The sequence below is a fragment of the Holospora elegans E1 genome (genome assembly GCF_000648275.1).
GTDB classification, from domain to species: Bacteria; Pseudomonadota; Alphaproteobacteria; order Holosporales; family Holosporaceae; genus Holospora; species Holospora undulata_A.
The window spans coordinates 1-13,906 of sequence record NZ_BAUP01000120.1; the positions used below are offsets into that span (position 1 = coordinate 1).

The 13,906-nt window shown below is 35.2% G+C and carries 17 protein-coding genes, 3 tRNA genes and 1 pseudogene; 5 read left to right on the top strand and 16 right to left on the bottom strand.

Annotated elements, in window-relative coordinates:
• Positions 1 to 123: pseudogene (locus tag HE1_RS09745) on the bottom strand (helix-turn-helix domain-containing protein); the annotation flags it as partial.
• 168 nt (positions 124 to 291) lie between these two features.
• Here HE1_RS09745 and HE1_RS04795 point away from each other — a divergent pair.
• Positions 292 to 362 (top strand) — tRNA-Cys (locus tag HE1_RS04795).
• A gap of 223 nt (positions 363 to 585) precedes the next feature.
• Here the strand turns inward: HE1_RS04795 and HE1_RS09370 are convergent.
• The 3 genes from HE1_RS09370 to HE1_RS07490 form a co-directional block, all read right to left on the bottom strand.
• Complete coding sequence (locus HE1_RS09370; protein WP_162480430.1) at positions 586 to 1,392, bottom strand: cryptochrome/photolyase family protein; 807 nt, start codon at positions 1,390 to 1,392, stop codon at positions 586 to 588.
• Positions 1,393 to 1,433: 41 nt separating this feature from the next.
• Positions 1,434 to 2,018 (bottom strand): deoxyribodipyrimidine photo-lyase, encoded by a 585-nt coding sequence (locus HE1_RS09375; RefSeq protein ID WP_084491167.1) that lies wholly within the window; start codon positions 2,016 to 2,018, stop codon positions 1,434 to 1,436.
• Between the two features lie 292 nt (positions 2,019 to 2,310).
• A complete protein-coding gene (locus HE1_RS07490; RefSeq protein ID WP_084491100.1) occupies positions 2,311 to 2,553 on the bottom strand; it encodes a transposase in 243 nt (80 codons plus the stop codon).
• A gap of 1,141 nt (positions 2,554 to 3,694) precedes the next feature.
• On the opposite strand from HE1_RS07490, the gene HE1_RS04810 reads away from it, so the two are divergent.
• Positions 3,695 to 3,765, top strand: a tRNA-Gln gene (locus tag HE1_RS04810).
• Positions 3,742 to 5,118 (top strand): sensor histidine kinase, encoded by a 1,377-nt coding sequence (locus HE1_RS07495; RefSeq protein ID WP_075260356.1) that lies wholly within the window; start codon positions 3,742 to 3,744, stop codon positions 5,116 to 5,118. Before HE1_RS04810 ends, HE1_RS07495 begins: the two co-directional genes overlap by 24 nt.
• A 206-nt stretch (positions 5,119 to 5,324) precedes the next feature.
• On the opposite strand, the gene mnmA is transcribed toward HE1_RS07495, so the two are convergent.
• The 10 genes from mnmA to HE1_RS10015 form a co-directional block, all read right to left on the bottom strand.
• Positions 5,325 to 6,410, bottom strand: coding sequence for a tRNA 2-thiouridine(34) synthase MnmA (mnmA, locus tag HE1_RS04820; RefSeq protein WP_006295624.1), 1,086 nt, complete (start codon positions 6,408 to 6,410; stop codon positions 5,325 to 5,327).
• Entirely contained in the window at positions 6,407 to 6,898 is a 492-nt protein-coding gene (locus tag HE1_RS04825; protein ID WP_006295622.1) for a hypothetical protein, read from the bottom strand. Before HE1_RS04825 ends, mnmA begins: the two co-directional genes overlap by 4 nt.
• The gene (locus tag HE1_RS04830) at positions 6,885 to 7,334 is read right to left on the bottom strand and encodes an ATP synthase subunit B family protein (protein WP_035545337.1); all 450 of its coding nucleotides are present in this window, start codon (positions 7,332 to 7,334) and stop codon (positions 6,885 to 6,887) included. The genes HE1_RS04825 and HE1_RS04830 overlap by 14 nt, the downstream gene beginning before the upstream one ends.
• Positions 7,335 to 7,357: 23 nt before the next feature.
• Positions 7,358 to 7,582 carry an ATP synthase subunit C family protein gene (locus tag HE1_RS04835; protein WP_006295618.1) on the bottom strand — a complete coding sequence of 75 codons (225 nt, stop codon included), beginning with the start codon at positions 7,580 to 7,582 and terminating at the stop codon, positions 7,358 to 7,360.
• 524 nt (positions 7,583 to 8,106) lie between these two features.
• On the bottom strand, positions 8,107 to 8,322 hold the full coding sequence (locus HE1_RS04840; protein WP_162480380.1) for a hypothetical protein: 216 nt from the start codon (positions 8,320 to 8,322) through the stop codon (positions 8,107 to 8,109).
• A gap of 247 nt (positions 8,323 to 8,569) precedes the next feature.
• Positions 8,570 to 8,980: a hypothetical protein gene (locus HE1_RS04845; RefSeq protein WP_162480382.1), complete on the bottom strand. Its 411-nt coding sequence runs from the start codon at positions 8,978 to 8,980 to the stop codon at positions 8,570 to 8,572.
• A gap of 762 nt (positions 8,981 to 9,742) precedes the next feature.
• The gene (locus HE1_RS10445) at positions 9,743 to 9,883 is read right to left on the bottom strand and encodes a transposase (RefSeq protein ID WP_084491103.1); all 141 of its coding nucleotides are present in this window, start codon (positions 9,881 to 9,883) and stop codon (positions 9,743 to 9,745) included.
• 105 nt (positions 9,884 to 9,988) lie between these two features.
• Positions 9,989 to 10,153 (bottom strand): hypothetical protein, encoded by a 165-nt coding sequence (locus tag HE1_RS09085; RefSeq protein ID WP_162531278.1) that lies wholly within the window; start codon positions 10,151 to 10,153, stop codon positions 9,989 to 9,991.
• Between the two features lie 16 nt (positions 10,154 to 10,169).
• Positions 10,170 to 10,343 carry a hypothetical protein gene (locus HE1_RS10010; RefSeq protein WP_278243387.1) on the bottom strand — a complete coding sequence of 58 codons (174 nt, stop codon included), beginning with the start codon at positions 10,341 to 10,343 and terminating at the stop codon, positions 10,170 to 10,172.
• 113 nt (positions 10,344 to 10,456) lie between these two features.
• Entirely contained in the window at positions 10,457 to 10,576 is a 120-nt protein-coding gene (locus HE1_RS10015; RefSeq protein ID WP_084491108.1) for an IS630 transposase-related protein, read from the bottom strand.
• A gap of 270 nt (positions 10,577 to 10,846) precedes the next feature.
• On the opposite strand from HE1_RS10015, the gene HE1_RS04850 reads away from it, so the two are divergent.
• A tRNA-Leu gene (locus tag HE1_RS04850) sits at positions 10,847 to 10,929 on the top strand.
• A 70-nt stretch (positions 10,930 to 10,999) separates the two neighbouring features.
• Positions 11,000 to 12,079, top strand: a complete 1,080-nt coding sequence (locus HE1_RS04855; RefSeq protein WP_235075658.1) for an ABC transporter ATP-binding protein — start codon at positions 11,000 to 11,002, stop codon at positions 12,077 to 12,079.
• A gap of 91 nt (positions 12,080 to 12,170) precedes the next feature.
• Here HE1_RS04855 and HE1_RS04860 read toward each other — a convergent pair whose 3' ends face one another.
• Both HE1_RS04860 and HE1_RS10450 read right to left on the bottom strand, forming a co-directional pair.
• Positions 12,171 to 12,860, bottom strand: a complete 690-nt coding sequence (locus HE1_RS04860) for a transposase (RefSeq protein WP_373279904.1) — start codon at positions 12,858 to 12,860, stop codon at positions 12,171 to 12,173.
• 804 nt (positions 12,861 to 13,664) lie between these two features.
• On the bottom strand, positions 13,665 to 13,906 hold a 242-nt coding region (locus HE1_RS10450), incomplete at its 5' end, for a transposase (protein WP_162480384.1).

Consider the following 13,906-nt stretch of genomic DNA (forward strand, 5'->3'; position numbering starts at 1 on the left):
AAAATGAGGGCTTTCAGCTTGTCTTTCTTGGGCACACCTCGTGAAATTTTTTCCACATTTTTTATCATTTGTACCGCTTTCCCCCTCGAAAAAAACTACTTTTAAAGCACTCCGAACATTCACAAAATTTACATATAATCATTTTTAGAGACTTTTAAAAGACTTCCTTTACCAATTCTAACAAAAAAGATCTTTTAGTTAAAGGTTTCCAAAATTTTTTTAGGATTCGGCTACTTTTTTGAATTTTTTAGCCTTGTATTTCATATTTAAATGATGTAAAATTTTTTCGTTGGCCGAGTGGCAGAGTGGTGATGCAGAGGACTGCAAATCCTTTTATACTGGTTCAATTCCAGTCTCGGTCTCTTTAACTAGATATTAAAATTTTTTTTGTTTTAGTTTAGGTGCCTAAATTTTATTTATTTAGTGGAGCTTTGTGTTTTTCGAGAGAAAAATTTGGGCTTTAACGTACAAAATCACGAAGTTTTTAAAGTTAAAGCGCTTTTATTAAAAGATATACTATGAAAGAGTATAGAAGAAAATATTTTGCTAGAATGTTTTTTTATTAACTAACGTTTAGTAAAAATCCTAAAGCATTTTGTATGCAGACAATGCTCTTTCCCTAGAAAATTTTAGATCAACAATGAAAGAAGAATAAGAAGAACAGTTAATTTCTGATTTTTGCAGCGCACTACCAAAGGCTTTCCACGGTTCAAATAGGTACTTACTTGGTAATTTTTCCAGTTCAGGAACAAATTTTTTAGTGTATTCCCCTTGACTATCAAATTTTTGTCCTTGTGTAGTGGGATTGAAAATTCTAAAATAGGGAGCCGCATCAGCACCGCTCCCTGCTACCCATTGCCAACTGGCACTATTGTTTGCAAGATCAGCATCAACCAGACACTCCCAAAACCAATCTCTTCCATGATTCCAATGAATCATTAAATTTTTGACTAAAAACGAAGCCACAATCATTCGGACACGATTGTGCATATACCCTGTTTGCAAAAGTTCTCGCATTCCTGCATCAATAATTGGGTACCCTGTATTCCCGCTCTTCCAAGCATGAAAAAGTTCATCATCGGCAGACCTCCAAGGAAATCGATCAAATTTCTCTTGAAAATTTTTCCAAGGAAGTTCTCTAAAATGCGTCATGAGATAGCAAGAAAATTCTCTCCAGATCAATTCACTTAAAAAGTGCTCTACATCTTCTTGATATGCACCAAGATTTTTAAAACTATCCAACCGATAAGCACTGCTTACAGATTCCCAAACTTGATGGGGAGATATTTCTCCAAAATGAAGATTCACAGATAGTCTTGAGGTCTGATTTTTCCCTGGATAGTCTCTTCCCACTTTGTACCCAAACAAATGGTGCTGTAAAAAGGTATTCATTTTTTTTTGAGCAGCTTTTTCGCCAAACTCCCAATGTGCTGTTATTTTTTTTCCCAAGATTGACAAGAAATAAGTTTAAAATCTTTCAATTCTGTAAAATTACTATAATCCTTTATTAATAAATTGCTCGTCAGAAAAGTAAGCGGTCTTCTTGGAAGGCAGGAATATACTTTTCTTTTATAGGCACCAAAGACTTTATAATATGATCCATCTTCTTTTTTAATTTCTTTAGGTTCCCACAAATATGATCCATTAAATGTAATACAATTAATCTTTAAATCCCTAAGCTTTTCTTCAATTATCTTATCTTCAATAATCCTCCATGGCTCATAACACCGATTCCAAAATACATTTTTAATATTATATTTTTGAACCAATTGGGTGATGATTTGTTTAGAATTCCCAATGTAAAGATTCAACTTTTCTTCTAAAGATTTATTAAGGCTTTGCAAAGAGTAATGCAGATAAATCTTACTAACACTTCCCATTTTAAATGGTTTAGGAGCCAAATCATCTAAAATATATATAGGCAATACCCCCCCTATTTTACAAGACTCTATAAGCCCAAGATTGTCCGAAAGTCTTAAATCTTGCCTAAACCAAAAAATTGACTTTAATTGATCCATATGTAATAGCCTTAAAAAACTAAAATATCGTGCATTTATCTTTATTTAAATAAAATTATTATTTTTTTAGTTGAAGTTTTTGTTATAGTTACATAAAATCTTTATAAGTCTACAGCAATGATATCATTAAAGCAATGTGCACATATATAAAATATACCTTAAATTAAAAGAACTTATTCTTAGATAAGACACCTCAAAACTGATACCATTTCCCGATACTAAATGGACAAATGCGAAGCGGTGCATATACTTTTCACAATTGTATTTTTTAACGCGCGCACAAACTCGCAAATCACCGCTTCACAGCCCCAAGGGGTTCGTAAATCTTGTTCGACAGGATAGTGTTTTTTATATAGAGCCATAATCTTTCGACCGGGTTAAGCTCTCGTGAATATGAAGGAAGATAAAAAATAGTAATATTGTCAGGAATTTTTAAAGCCTTGGATTTATGCCATCTTGCTTCATCCATGATCAACGCAATTTTATTAGACGGATACTTCTTTACACGCTCAGATAAAAATATATGTATCGACATTAGGTAAAATCGAGATTAAGTAAAATAAAATTAGACTAAAATTACTGCCGTCATTAACGATAACTGCGCTATAAATATAGAAATTTTGGTAACCGATTTTAAATGGAATTTGTGGCCTGGTACCGCGCTCATAATTCGTGACTTTTGGAATGAGTTCCCAATCTCAATTCATCAAAAAACAATATGTGCGATGACGTGCACTTAGCTATTTCCCGGCTAATAGTTTTTTAAATTCAGCAACTTATATTTTGCTCTTGCTTGAAATGTTTAGGACAGAGCTTAATATAGGAGTAATTTAACTTCTTGATTTCTTGACTTGTTTATCTCTATATTAAAGATATTTTCTAGGTGTATTCGAATTGCTTTTATGGGTATCGACTTTTACCCATTCCAAGATTTACTTTATCTGCGTAGCGTTAAGTTTGTTTTTCCTTTTGCGCTTTGCAGGTGCGTTAACTCTTTCTATCGAGCCGGCTTGATCCACGAAGTCAGGGGTGTTCTAGTTATGTCGTAAATCTTTGCAACTTGACTAATGCTATGAGTCCTGGCTGCAATAGCCTTTGCTAATTTACGTGATATTCGTGCAGCTTTATCAATCTCCTTAATCTGATATTTTTCTTCTTTTCTACCTTCGCGGTTGATAATTTTGATGCGGATACCATTCTATTTAAGCGGTTTGTTATCCCCCTATGATATACTTCCCCTTTTCTTAAAAGGCAATCATTATATGCTTATTTAGCAATGGGAATTGGTATTAATTAAACACAAATGGGATGAAAGAAGACTCAGACACGACAAAAACTTTCATTTTATTGAAAAATAAAAAGCAAATCTCTTTCAAAAACTTAGTTTTGCTAAAATTTAATGAAAATGATTCTTAATTAAATAAGACAAAATTAATAAACACTAAGTAATCACAAATTTAGATTGCTAAAAAAAAGCGTAAACATTTTGTACTAAGATTTAACCGCTTGATTTTTGAGTTTCTGAATACATTTTTATTAAATAAAAAATGTAAAATAGTTGTATTTACCGTTTTTAAATTTTAAAAATATTTTCTATAAAAATTACTTTTTATTTTTTTATAATGTCTGGACCTGTTTACTAGAAAAAAAATCTAGTGTAAACTAGGCTCTAGTTATGGGAGATAGTTTAGAGGTAGAACTCTCGGCTCTGGACCGAGCAACCTTGGTTCGAATCCAAGTCTCCCAGTTTTTCTTGTTTATGAGTTTTAGTATTCGCTATTATCTTCCCAAAACTTTTTTACTTCGTTCCTTTTTAATTATTTTTATTCCAGTTTTGTGGATGTTTGTCGCTTCTGGAACGATTTTTTTGCAGCGCCACTGGAAATATGTTGCAAAATCTCTTTGTGAAAATATTGCTCAAAATGTTAGATTTTTGTGCAAATTAGAAGAACAAAAAGTATTAGACTGGTGTCTTGTTCAAAAGATGGGGCAAGAATTTTTTCATATAAAGCTTGAAAAAGCTCCGCAATTTGATATAAAGTTTTTTCATCAAAATCAAAAAGATAGTCAGTCTGTTTTTTTGTACGAGGCTTTAAAAAATCTTTTTCCTTTGGGGGTGCGTATTGATCGTACACATTCTGTCATTTCTGCCTGGATAAAAACTGATAAAAATTTTTATGTATTTTATACACCAACGCAGAGATTGGGATATCGCACACTGCGATTGTGCGGAATTTGGGCCTCTATCTCTTCCACATTATTTTTAATCATTGCTATCGTTATGATGCGCCAACAGATTCGTCCTCTTAGACGATTATCTGAATGGTTTCGACATATTACTCCAGATCACATTCCAGAGCTTCCACGCATTGAAGGAGCCAGAGAAATTCGTCGTATTGGGGTTGGGTTACGTCGCATGGTTCAGCATCTACAATACGAATTTGAACAACGGCATCAATTTTTATTGGACTTATCTCACGATTTACGCACTCCATTGGCTCGCATTAAACTTCAATGTCAGTTTTTACCGCCTTCCAAAGATGTTACTGCTCTTCAAGAAGATATAGATCACATGATCTCTATGGTTCATCAATATTTAGAGTTCACAATTGATAAAGAGTCTAATGAAGAAATTGTAAATTTTCAAGATATTTTGTTTGCGTTAAAACAAAAAAATCTTTATCTTCCTTCTCCAGAAATTCAATGGAATTTAGGAAAAAAATTCTCTTACAAAATAAAAGGAAATAGCGCCGATCTTCAACGATGTGTACAAAATCTTTTAGACAATGCAGTAAAATATGCTTGTAATCACATAGACGTTTGTCTATTTCCCCAAGAAAGTAAAATTATTTTATGTATACAAGATGATGGACCGGGAATTCCTCAATCAATAAAAACAAAAATTTTTAACCCCTTTTTTAAAGGGGATAAAAGTCGCACCGCAAAAACCATAGGAAGCACAGGATTAGGGCTTGCGATTGCAGAACGTATCGTCAAAAAACACAAAGGTGAGCTGTGCGTTTTATTCACAGACTGTATCGAAAAAAACCCAGCGCTCAGCGGAGCACACATCCACATGATTCTTCCATTGAACTTTTAAACAGTTAAAATTTAATATTCATTTGATAGCTATTTAAATTCTCTAATAGAATACAATAAGCAGGTGTTACTTTATAAAAAATGAATACATTAAAAAAACACTATTTTTCCCCATTTTTATAAAAAATTTTATAACAGCAAATCATATTAATCCAATAATATTAGCATCCTTAAAAGCCACCCTACTCTTTTTTCAACAATCCAAATCTAGTCAAGTTTTGAACTTTCAACAATCCACCCCCCCCCTAAAATTCTTGTTCCTTCATAAAATACACAAGCTTGTCCCGGAGCCACTCCATATTCTAGATCTTTTAGAACAACACTTTTAGAAGATGCGTGAAATGACGCAGAAACCAAACTACCAGAAGACCGAACTCGAGCATGCAAGTTGATGGGATCTTCTTTTCGGTCAGGAGCTATCCAATTAATATCTTCCAGCTTTAAAAAATTCTTTCCCAACGATTCCCTTGGACCAACACGCAATGTGTGCGTCGTTAAATCCATTCCGGTGACATACAAAGGGTCTGTAAACCCCCCAACGCCAACGCCTTGACGTTGACCAATAGTAAAATAAGCTAATCCCTTATGCTGACCTAACACACGCCCATCTTCGTGAACTATAGCTCCTGGATGTAATTCTACCGCCTCTTTTTCCATCCAGGATTGATAAGAAGTCTTGGCCATGAAACATAAGTCTTGACTTGCTTTCACGTGAGAATTTTTTAATCCGCGGCTTTGCGCCTGAAAACGCACTTCTTCTTTAGAAAATTTTCCCAAAGGAAATAAATGGCTCTGGATATGTTGAAAAGTTAACATGAATAAAAAAAAGCTTTGATCTCGTCGCCTATCCATCCCTTGATGCAATTCCGCACCATGAGGGGTGTCTAGACGCTGAACATAATGCCCTGTGGCGATGTACTGCGCTTTGAACTGAAGCATCGCATTCCACAATGCTTCAGTTTTCACGTCTCGATTGCATTTAGCGCAAGGCAAAGGAGTTTTTCCTTTTTGATAAGCGTCTAAAAAAGAATTAATAATCTTTTCACGAAAAAGATCTTCCTTATTAAAGACGTAATGGGGAATTTGGAGTTTTTCTGCTGCTTCTTGAGCACGCTGAATGAATGCTGACGGATGACATTCTCGTTTTGCTTCTGGAACATCTTCTATAGCTTGCTCATAATCATACAGCTTTAACGTTACTCCTATAACATCATACCCCTGTTCCTGCAGTAATGCAGCAGCTAAAGTGCTGTCCACTCCTCCAGACATTCCAACAATAACGCGAGGCTTCACAATTTATACTCCTTTAAAAATTTGTGAAACATCGTACTATTCAGCTGAACATACTCACTCATGTCTTTTTGAAGAAGATCGATCAGCTGGGTATTGAGCTCTTTCATGAAACGCTGACTTGCATCCTGCTTCCATTCTTCAAACAACGTTTGACATTGAGTTTTAAATCGCGCATGTTCCCAATTTTCTTTATTAACAAGGTCCTGCTGAAATATTTTTTCCATTTGAACAATGTGTTGTTCCATGTGATGCAAAAGAGATTGTTTCTTTGTTTCAAACTGTTCTAAAATTGCTTGCGCATACTCTAGACGATCTTCGGCTTCCTTTAGAACGCGATCTGCTTTTTGAAATTCTTGAGTTATAGATTGGGTGTATACCTTAAGTTTTTCCATTAAAGCCCCCCATCCCGGCTTTGCCAACCCCCCACACAACAGTACAAAAGCTAATCCAACCATAAACGTGGCATCAAAAAAATTATCTATCCCCATGGCTACTCTCTTTTTGTCGTTGAATAAGCACTTGAGCAATTTCTAAAGCATCTGTCTTCAGATGATCTGTAAAAGTTTGTTCTAAGGTATTTAGCTCATCTTTAATTCTAGACATTTCCAAGTCAAAACGGCTCTTAAGCTGTAAAAGATGCTCTGCCATGGCTTTTTCTTGCGCTTGAGCCAAAGATTGAATTTGATGTTGAAACGTTTTTTCTAAGATCTCCTGCTGAGCATCACACTGAGAACGAATCTCAATGCTTTTTGCGTGTAATTGACGAACTTCTTCCATTACTGTACCAACTTTGGAAGAGCGTATTTTTTGGATATCACGCACTCTGGGAACCACCCACCAGTGCATTGCTCCCCAAAGTACTCCAAAACACACACACACCCAAAAGATTTGAGAGGCAAAAAACTGCGAATCAAATTGAGGCATTCTGGTTTGCTCCTTAAAAACTTTTAACTAAACAGTATGACAAACGCCACAGAAAGAGCAAACAGAGCTACCGCTTCCGTCATAGCAACGCCGATAAGCCCTAAAGCGTACACCTTTTCTTTTGCTGCAGGATTTTGAGAGATACACTGCACTAATGTTGTAAAAATTTTCCCCACAGCAAGACCTACTAATCCCAAAGGCAGCACAGCAATAGCTGCTGCAACATATTTAAAAGCTAAATCAGACATTTTTTATTCTCCTAAGCAGAAAAAGCATTTTCGTATCTATTAGGATACTAAAATTTTTCCCTAAGGGAAAGCCCGAAAACTTTTTATTCTTTATTAAAAACAAAAATTTTGATAATATAATTTTGATAATATTCGGAAAAAAATTTTAACAACATACCAAAAAGGAAAAATAGATATCTTTCCTCTTTTTTATGTACTTGGGAAGCCCAAAAATGCCCTTTAATGGATAATAATTGTTCTTGCGGCCGCCTTTCGACTTTTTTTCGTCGATCTGTTTTCCCTACCTTTTTTTGTTGTTTTACTTTAGTTGATTTTCAAGAATTCTAATTTGTAAAACTTCTATTTTTCAAATTATTCTTTAAAAGCACGATACTATACGCAAAATCTTTATTAGAAGAAAACTTGAGTTTAAAAAAATCTAATGTTGGCACGCAATACCTCCCAGGTTTATAATTACTTATTCAAACAGATAAAACTATTTCAAAAAGAAAGTAACATAACGTTTGTTACTTATCTAGAAAATACTAGACTCTGTTTTCTTCTTCCTGTGTTGATTCGTCTAAATCTGAAACATTGTACATGTCGGAGTAAGCGGAAGCCATATTTCCCCCCTCTTCTTTCTGTTTTTTGGAGACGTGTTTATTTGTTTCTGAAGTTTCGTCGGATTCTTGTGTTGCAATTGTCGCAGAACTTGACCACGCAGAGCTAAAAGAAATTGCTAGCGCAATGCACATAGCCATTCTTATTTTTTTTATACTAGTTTTCATATTTATACTATTATGTTAAACGGTTCTTTAATAATATACCATGGAAAAGTATAAAATTTATTAAAATGAAAATAACATCCATCCTAAGATCTAAATTTGAAAGAAAAGTAGTAAAAACTGATAACTACAAACATTTAAAAAAATTAATTAAGCACACAGCCTAGTATTTATACTGTGGAGTTAGATAAATAACAGTTTTCGAAAAAGTCTAAGGAGCAATCTAAAATTCCTCCAGCGTTATCGACCATTGAATGAATTCTCCTTGATCTTGTGTAAATTTTGTATCAAAAGTCATTAGCGTCATAAAAAGAATCGGGCAATAACTGACAAAACCTTCGGTATTTTTTAAAACTTCAATACATCGCCCATTATTTTTTTCCGTTAAAGGGGTGCTGCAGGTGTTATGAATTAAAAATGCCGAATTGGGCACACAGGGGCGTTCAAGAGAGACAATTTTAGGCCCTTGAGTATACAAAGTATAAAGCGGTTGAATGCAATGAACCTCTAATTTTACTCCGGGTTTCAAAATTTCAGAAGAAGGCGGACAAATGCCTTGCCCACTAATAATCGATCCATATTTAAAAGCTGAAGAATGTAAAGCAACAGAGTGACCGTAAATATTTTTTATCAAGGAATAGTCTTTTTTTACTGAAAAAAGTGTTTGTGTGCATTTATATAAAAAAGGACTGAAAGCAGAAATTTTATTTAAAGAATTTGTATTATTGTCTATGTAATACAATTTTAAGTCTGTTAGCATCGCATTTATTTTTATTTCTGTTACTTTAGTCTTACAAACTTAGACTTAAAAAATCAAACAAAATGTAATAGGCTGTGTACTCAACGTAAGCCAAAGGACAATTGAAGCCAAGCGAATGACGCTAAAAAAGTTTACAAACCTTTTATCATCGCGTGTGGCAATGGTGCGGTATTGCTTTAAGTTTAGAAAAAAATTCTCGATCAAATGACGGAATTTAGTAAAGATATTTTTCATAATGCTCCAGGGGGCACGGCTATTTTCTTTTGAGTTTTTTTCGCATGTGTTTATCGAAAAGCACTTTATTAGTCTTCACGAGATGGATTTATCACTCCCCGTACAGAAGGATCATGTTCCTTACCTTTTGTCAAGTTAAAATTGATAGGATTGACAATGAGATATTGCCTTGGGCATCGCAGATTACACGGATCTTAGCGCTCTAATGGTCTGGCTTTCCGTCTTTTTTTAGCGCAAGCTCTGTGTTGATTGGCGCGCATAATGCTCATCGCGTGTTTTTGGTTGCTTTACTGGATAAGGATTTTAAAAACGCTTTTCCATAGACCTTTTTAACTCCAACAGGCGAAAATACCAAAAGCTAAATCCCTCCAGGGGATTCTTGTGCAAATATAGTAATTTAGGTTAAATTAGATGTTTTAAAGAAGCACGAAATAGCATCGAATAGAGCGTTATTGTCCACCTCTTCATATTAGCCCAGAATTTCTCTATTGGATTCAAATCACAAGAGTAAGGAGGTAGAAAATTATACTGAATTTTAAGTATAAAATTCTATTAATTCTTGACTTTTCTTGGATTCATGAAAAGATACATTATCCATGATAACACCTTGACTAGGCTTTAGTTTCTTGATCAGAAATCTACCCAAGCTTAGAATAATACTGTGTCGCAAGAGCCCTTAAACCTCATTGGTGCTATCGGCGTGTTATTAACCAAATCGGCAATACTGTTTGTTCTTTGATCATATTTTCCACTCTTTTTGCCAGCCAACTTTTCACTGTTTCCTCCCCAGTTTCTGTCTTTGCACATAGCCATATCAATGCCGCTTGCATCAATACAAGACTTGGATAACGCTATATCTTTGATCGATTCTTGATACTAACTTCACTTTTCTTTGCTTGCTTCCACGTGCAAAAAGTCTTTTTTTTAAGCTATAGACTAATCTTTTTAACCGGTAACTGATTGCAAAAATACTTACCCCAAATTCTTGAGTAGCTTTTTTCAAGGTCGTATCTTGGGGTTCTTTGACGTACGCTTCAAGCTTTTCTAAGTCAATCTTTTTTCTGAGCCATCACACCTCTTAGAAAAATAACTTCCTTCTTGTCTGTATTTTCTATGCTACCTTCCTATCGCTGCTACACTTATTTTAAATAGGTGCGATACTTCAATATACCCACCCCCTTCATCTAAATGTTCTATTATCCTTTGTCTTAAATCGTTGCTGTAGCTCTTTGTCATTTTCCTTTTATTGTACCTTATTCAACCTAAATTACTATAGTGCCCCCCCCATCCACAAACAGGTGATTGTCTTAGGCTGTCCCCTTGTTTTTCAAGAAAAAGATCCTTTACCCTATCCCACCGATCATCCCGAAACGCATTCTTAAAAAATACAGAAAGAAATTAACTTAATTGAGGACGAACCTTAAGAGGATGTCAGAAAAATACCGTATATTTTTTAAAGGGGGGACTTTTTTTTAGAATTTTTTCTGATATAATCTTTAACCAGATGCCCGCTTGGCGTAATGGTAGCCGCAGCAGACTTAAAATCTGCCGATCTTTCGGTCGTGCCGGTTCGAATCTGGCAGCGGGCACTCTAAAAGGATAGTATTATAGATCATGAGTCGACCTTTATCAGACAATCAGAAAGTTTTTGGCGATCCGATGATTCGCATTTGTGATGTTTCTAAATACTATGGAGATGTTCCTGTTATTCAAGATTTAGATTTAGAGATTTATTCTCGGGAGTTTTTTTCTATTCTTGGAGGGTCTGGATGTGGAAAAACGACTTTGTTAAGGTTGCTTGCAGGCCTTGAAAAACCGTCTAAAGGAAAAATTCTCGTCAATGATATTGATGTTGCTTCAACTCCTTTGTATCAACTTCCTATCAACATGATGTTTCAATCTTATGCGCTTTTTCCTCACATGACAGTTATGAATAATATTGCCTTTGGGTTGCGCACTCAAAGATGGTCTGCTGCAGCCATTCAAGAAAGGGTAGAAGAAATGTTAGAGTTGGTGCATATGACCGAGTTTATCCATCGCAAACCGTCACAACTTTCTGGAGGGCAACGACAGCGTGTAGCTTTGGCTCGTGCTTTGGCTAGTTCTCCCAAGGTATTGCTTCTGGATGAACCCATGGCAGCTTTGGATAAAAAGCTTAGAGAGCGCACCCAGTTTGAACTCGTCAATATTCAAGAGCAGTTAGGAATTACTTTTGTGGTAGTTACTCATGATCAAGAAGAAGCAATGACGATGTCTTCTCGCATTGGAATTATGGAGGCAGGTCGTATCAAGCAGGTAGGAACGCCAGGAGAGATTTACGAATATCCTAATTCTCTTTCGGTAGCAAAATTTATTGGATCTATCAATGTATTTAAAGGTCAGGTGACAGGGACTTCCGAAGATTATGTGTACGTGTATTGCCCTGCATTAGATCAAGAGGTGGAAGTTTCTTATTCTTCTAGCGCTCCGGTAGGGGCAGAAGTTCATGTGACTGTTCGTCCCGAAAAAGTTGTCCTCTCGGTTCAGAAACTTGAACATGTTTCTAATATGACTGAAGGTGTTGTTACAGATGTGGCTTATCTTGGGGATGTTTCAATTTATTATGTTACACTTACTTCAGGGCATGTGGTGCTTGCCACTCAACCAAATCTTATGCGGCTTGCAGAGCGTCCCATCACATGGGATAGTCAAGTGTTTTTACATTGGCGCCCAGAAAGCAGCGTTATGCTAACGATTTGATTTGGTTAAATTTGGTGAAGCGTAGAACAGATACGGTAAGGTCGTACAAAATATCATAGAAAACTCAGTAAGTTCCAACAACTATAGTGATTCAGGTTGAATTAGATATTTTAAAGAACCACGGAATAGCGTCGAATAGAGCCTTGAAATTTAGTATATTGCATTCAATCCCCCTCTTCATATTAGCCCAGAATTTCTTTATTGGATTCAAATCAGGAGTGTAAGGAGGTAGAAAAATTATACTCCATTTTACAAATTCTATTAATTCTCTACTTCTCTTGGATTTATGAAAAGAAGCACTATCCATAATAACTCCTTGACCAGGCTTTAGTTTCTTGATCAGAAATTTTTCTACCCAAGCTTGGAATAATAATATCTCGCAAGATCCGTTAAAACCCCTTGGTGCTATGGGCGTGTTATTAACCAAACCGGCAATACTATTTGTTCTTTGGTACCATTTCCCACTCTTTTTACCAACCAACTTTTCACTTTTTCTTCCCCAGCCTTCTGTCTTTGCACATAGCCTATCAATGCTGCTTTCATCAATATATACAAGACTTGGACACGCTATATATTGATCGATTATTGATGCTGACTTCGCTTTTCTTTGATTGCTTTCGCGTACGAAAAGTCTTTTTTTATAGCTATAGCCTAATCTTTTTAACCAGCAACTGAGTGTAAAAACACTCACCCAAAATTTTTGAGCAGCTTTTTTCAAGGTCATATTTTGGTTTTCTTTGACGCTCTCTTCAAGCTTCTCTAAGTCAATTTTTTGTCTTATCCAGCACGCCTCTTAGGAAAACAACTGCATTCTTGTCGGTATTTTCTATGCTAGTTTTCTATGCCACCTGCCTATCGCTGATACACTTATTTTAAATGGTTGCGATGCTTCAATATACTCGTTCCCTCATCTAAATATTTCTATTACCCTTTGTCTTAAATCGTTGCTGTAGCTCTTTGTCATTTTCTTTTTATTTTAACAAAAAAAATCACACCTAATTCAACCTAAATTACTATAGAACAGATCAAAAAAATATCAGAAGAAAAATTCCGCAGGTTAACAGGAGTTAAAAAGGGTACATTTTATAGAATCACGAATATTCTTTAATAGGATAAAATAAAAACAAAGCTTAAAGTAAAAAGAAGAACAAGCCAAGCATAGAAGGTCGTCTTTTGATGGCACCCATAAGATTAAGGCAGTTTTGTTATCAGACAAAGGGTGGAGCTCATCAAATTGCTAAGACTCTTCTGATTGACTATCGGTCGTCACATAGAGAAATATAAGAAAGATCAAAAGTTAATAGTGTCAAGCGGGGGCCCTGTAAGCAAGCAGAATATTTCACAAACAGCGAAACTTATCGCACATTTGGAAAGCCACGACGTATATGAAAGTAGTTATATTTGCGCTCTATGTTCTTGAACCCTATGGCTGCTAGGCAAGACGTTGTGGCTGCACGCCCATAATTTTTCATTTAAAAAGCCAGCGGAACGGCCCGCAAAGGCATAAGAGTTGAAAGTGTCAAAATAAATGTTTAACAGCATTGAAATCCCCTCCTGAAATAATAATTAATGTTTTAATAAAAAATTACTCTAGATCTAATGTAAATTGAAATAATGGAATTTTGAAGCCATGCAGTTTCTTTCTAGCCTTGTATATTAAAAATAATAAAGCTGTAATCAGAATCATATAAATATACACCTTCATACCATTTAAAGAATGACTCAAAAAATGCTTATATCCAAGATTTTGTTTGATAAATTTAAAAAATACTTCTATATCCCATCTCCTCTTATAAAGCTCTGTTACATCAAGAGCTGGCATATCAA

Excerpts from the sequence above, each read along its gene's own strand:
- HE1_RS09370 (WP_162480430.1), bottom strand. The coding sequence starts at position 1,392 with ATGAATACCTTTTTACAGCACCATTTGTTTGGGTACAAAGTGGGAAGA.
- HE1_RS09375 (WP_084491167.1), bottom strand. The coding sequence starts at position 2,018 with ATGGATCAATTAAAGTCAATTTTTTGGTTTAGGCAAGATTTAAGACTT.
- HE1_RS07490 (WP_084491100.1), bottom strand. The coding sequence starts at position 2,553 with ATGTCGATACATATATTTTTATCTGAGCGTGTAAAGAAGTATCCGTCT.
- HE1_RS04825 (WP_006295622.1), bottom strand. The coding sequence starts at position 6,898 with ATGGGGATAGATAATTTTTTTGATGCCACGTTTATGGTTGGATTAGCT.
- HE1_RS04830 (WP_035545337.1), bottom strand. The coding sequence starts at position 7,334 with ATGCCTCAATTTGATTCGCAGTTTTTTGCCTCTCAAATCTTTTGGGTG.
- HE1_RS04835 (WP_006295618.1), bottom strand. The coding sequence starts at position 7,582 with ATGTCTGATTTAGCTTTTAAATATGTTGCAGCAGCTATTGCTGTGCTG.
- HE1_RS04840 (WP_162480380.1), bottom strand. The coding sequence starts at position 8,322 with ATGGCTATGTGCATTGCGCTAGCAATTTCTTTTAGCTCTGCGTGGTCA.
- HE1_RS09085 (WP_162531278.1), bottom strand. The coding sequence starts at position 10,153 with ATGGCTATGTGCAAAGACAGAAACTGGGGAGGAAACAGTGAAAAGTTG.
- HE1_RS10015 (WP_084491108.1), bottom strand. The coding sequence starts at position 10,576 with ATGACAAAGAGCTACAGCAACGATTTAAGACAAAGGATAATAGAACAT.
- HE1_RS04855 (WP_235075658.1), top strand. The coding sequence starts at position 11,000 with ATGATTCGCATTTGTGATGTTTCTAAATACTATGGAGATGTTCCTGTT.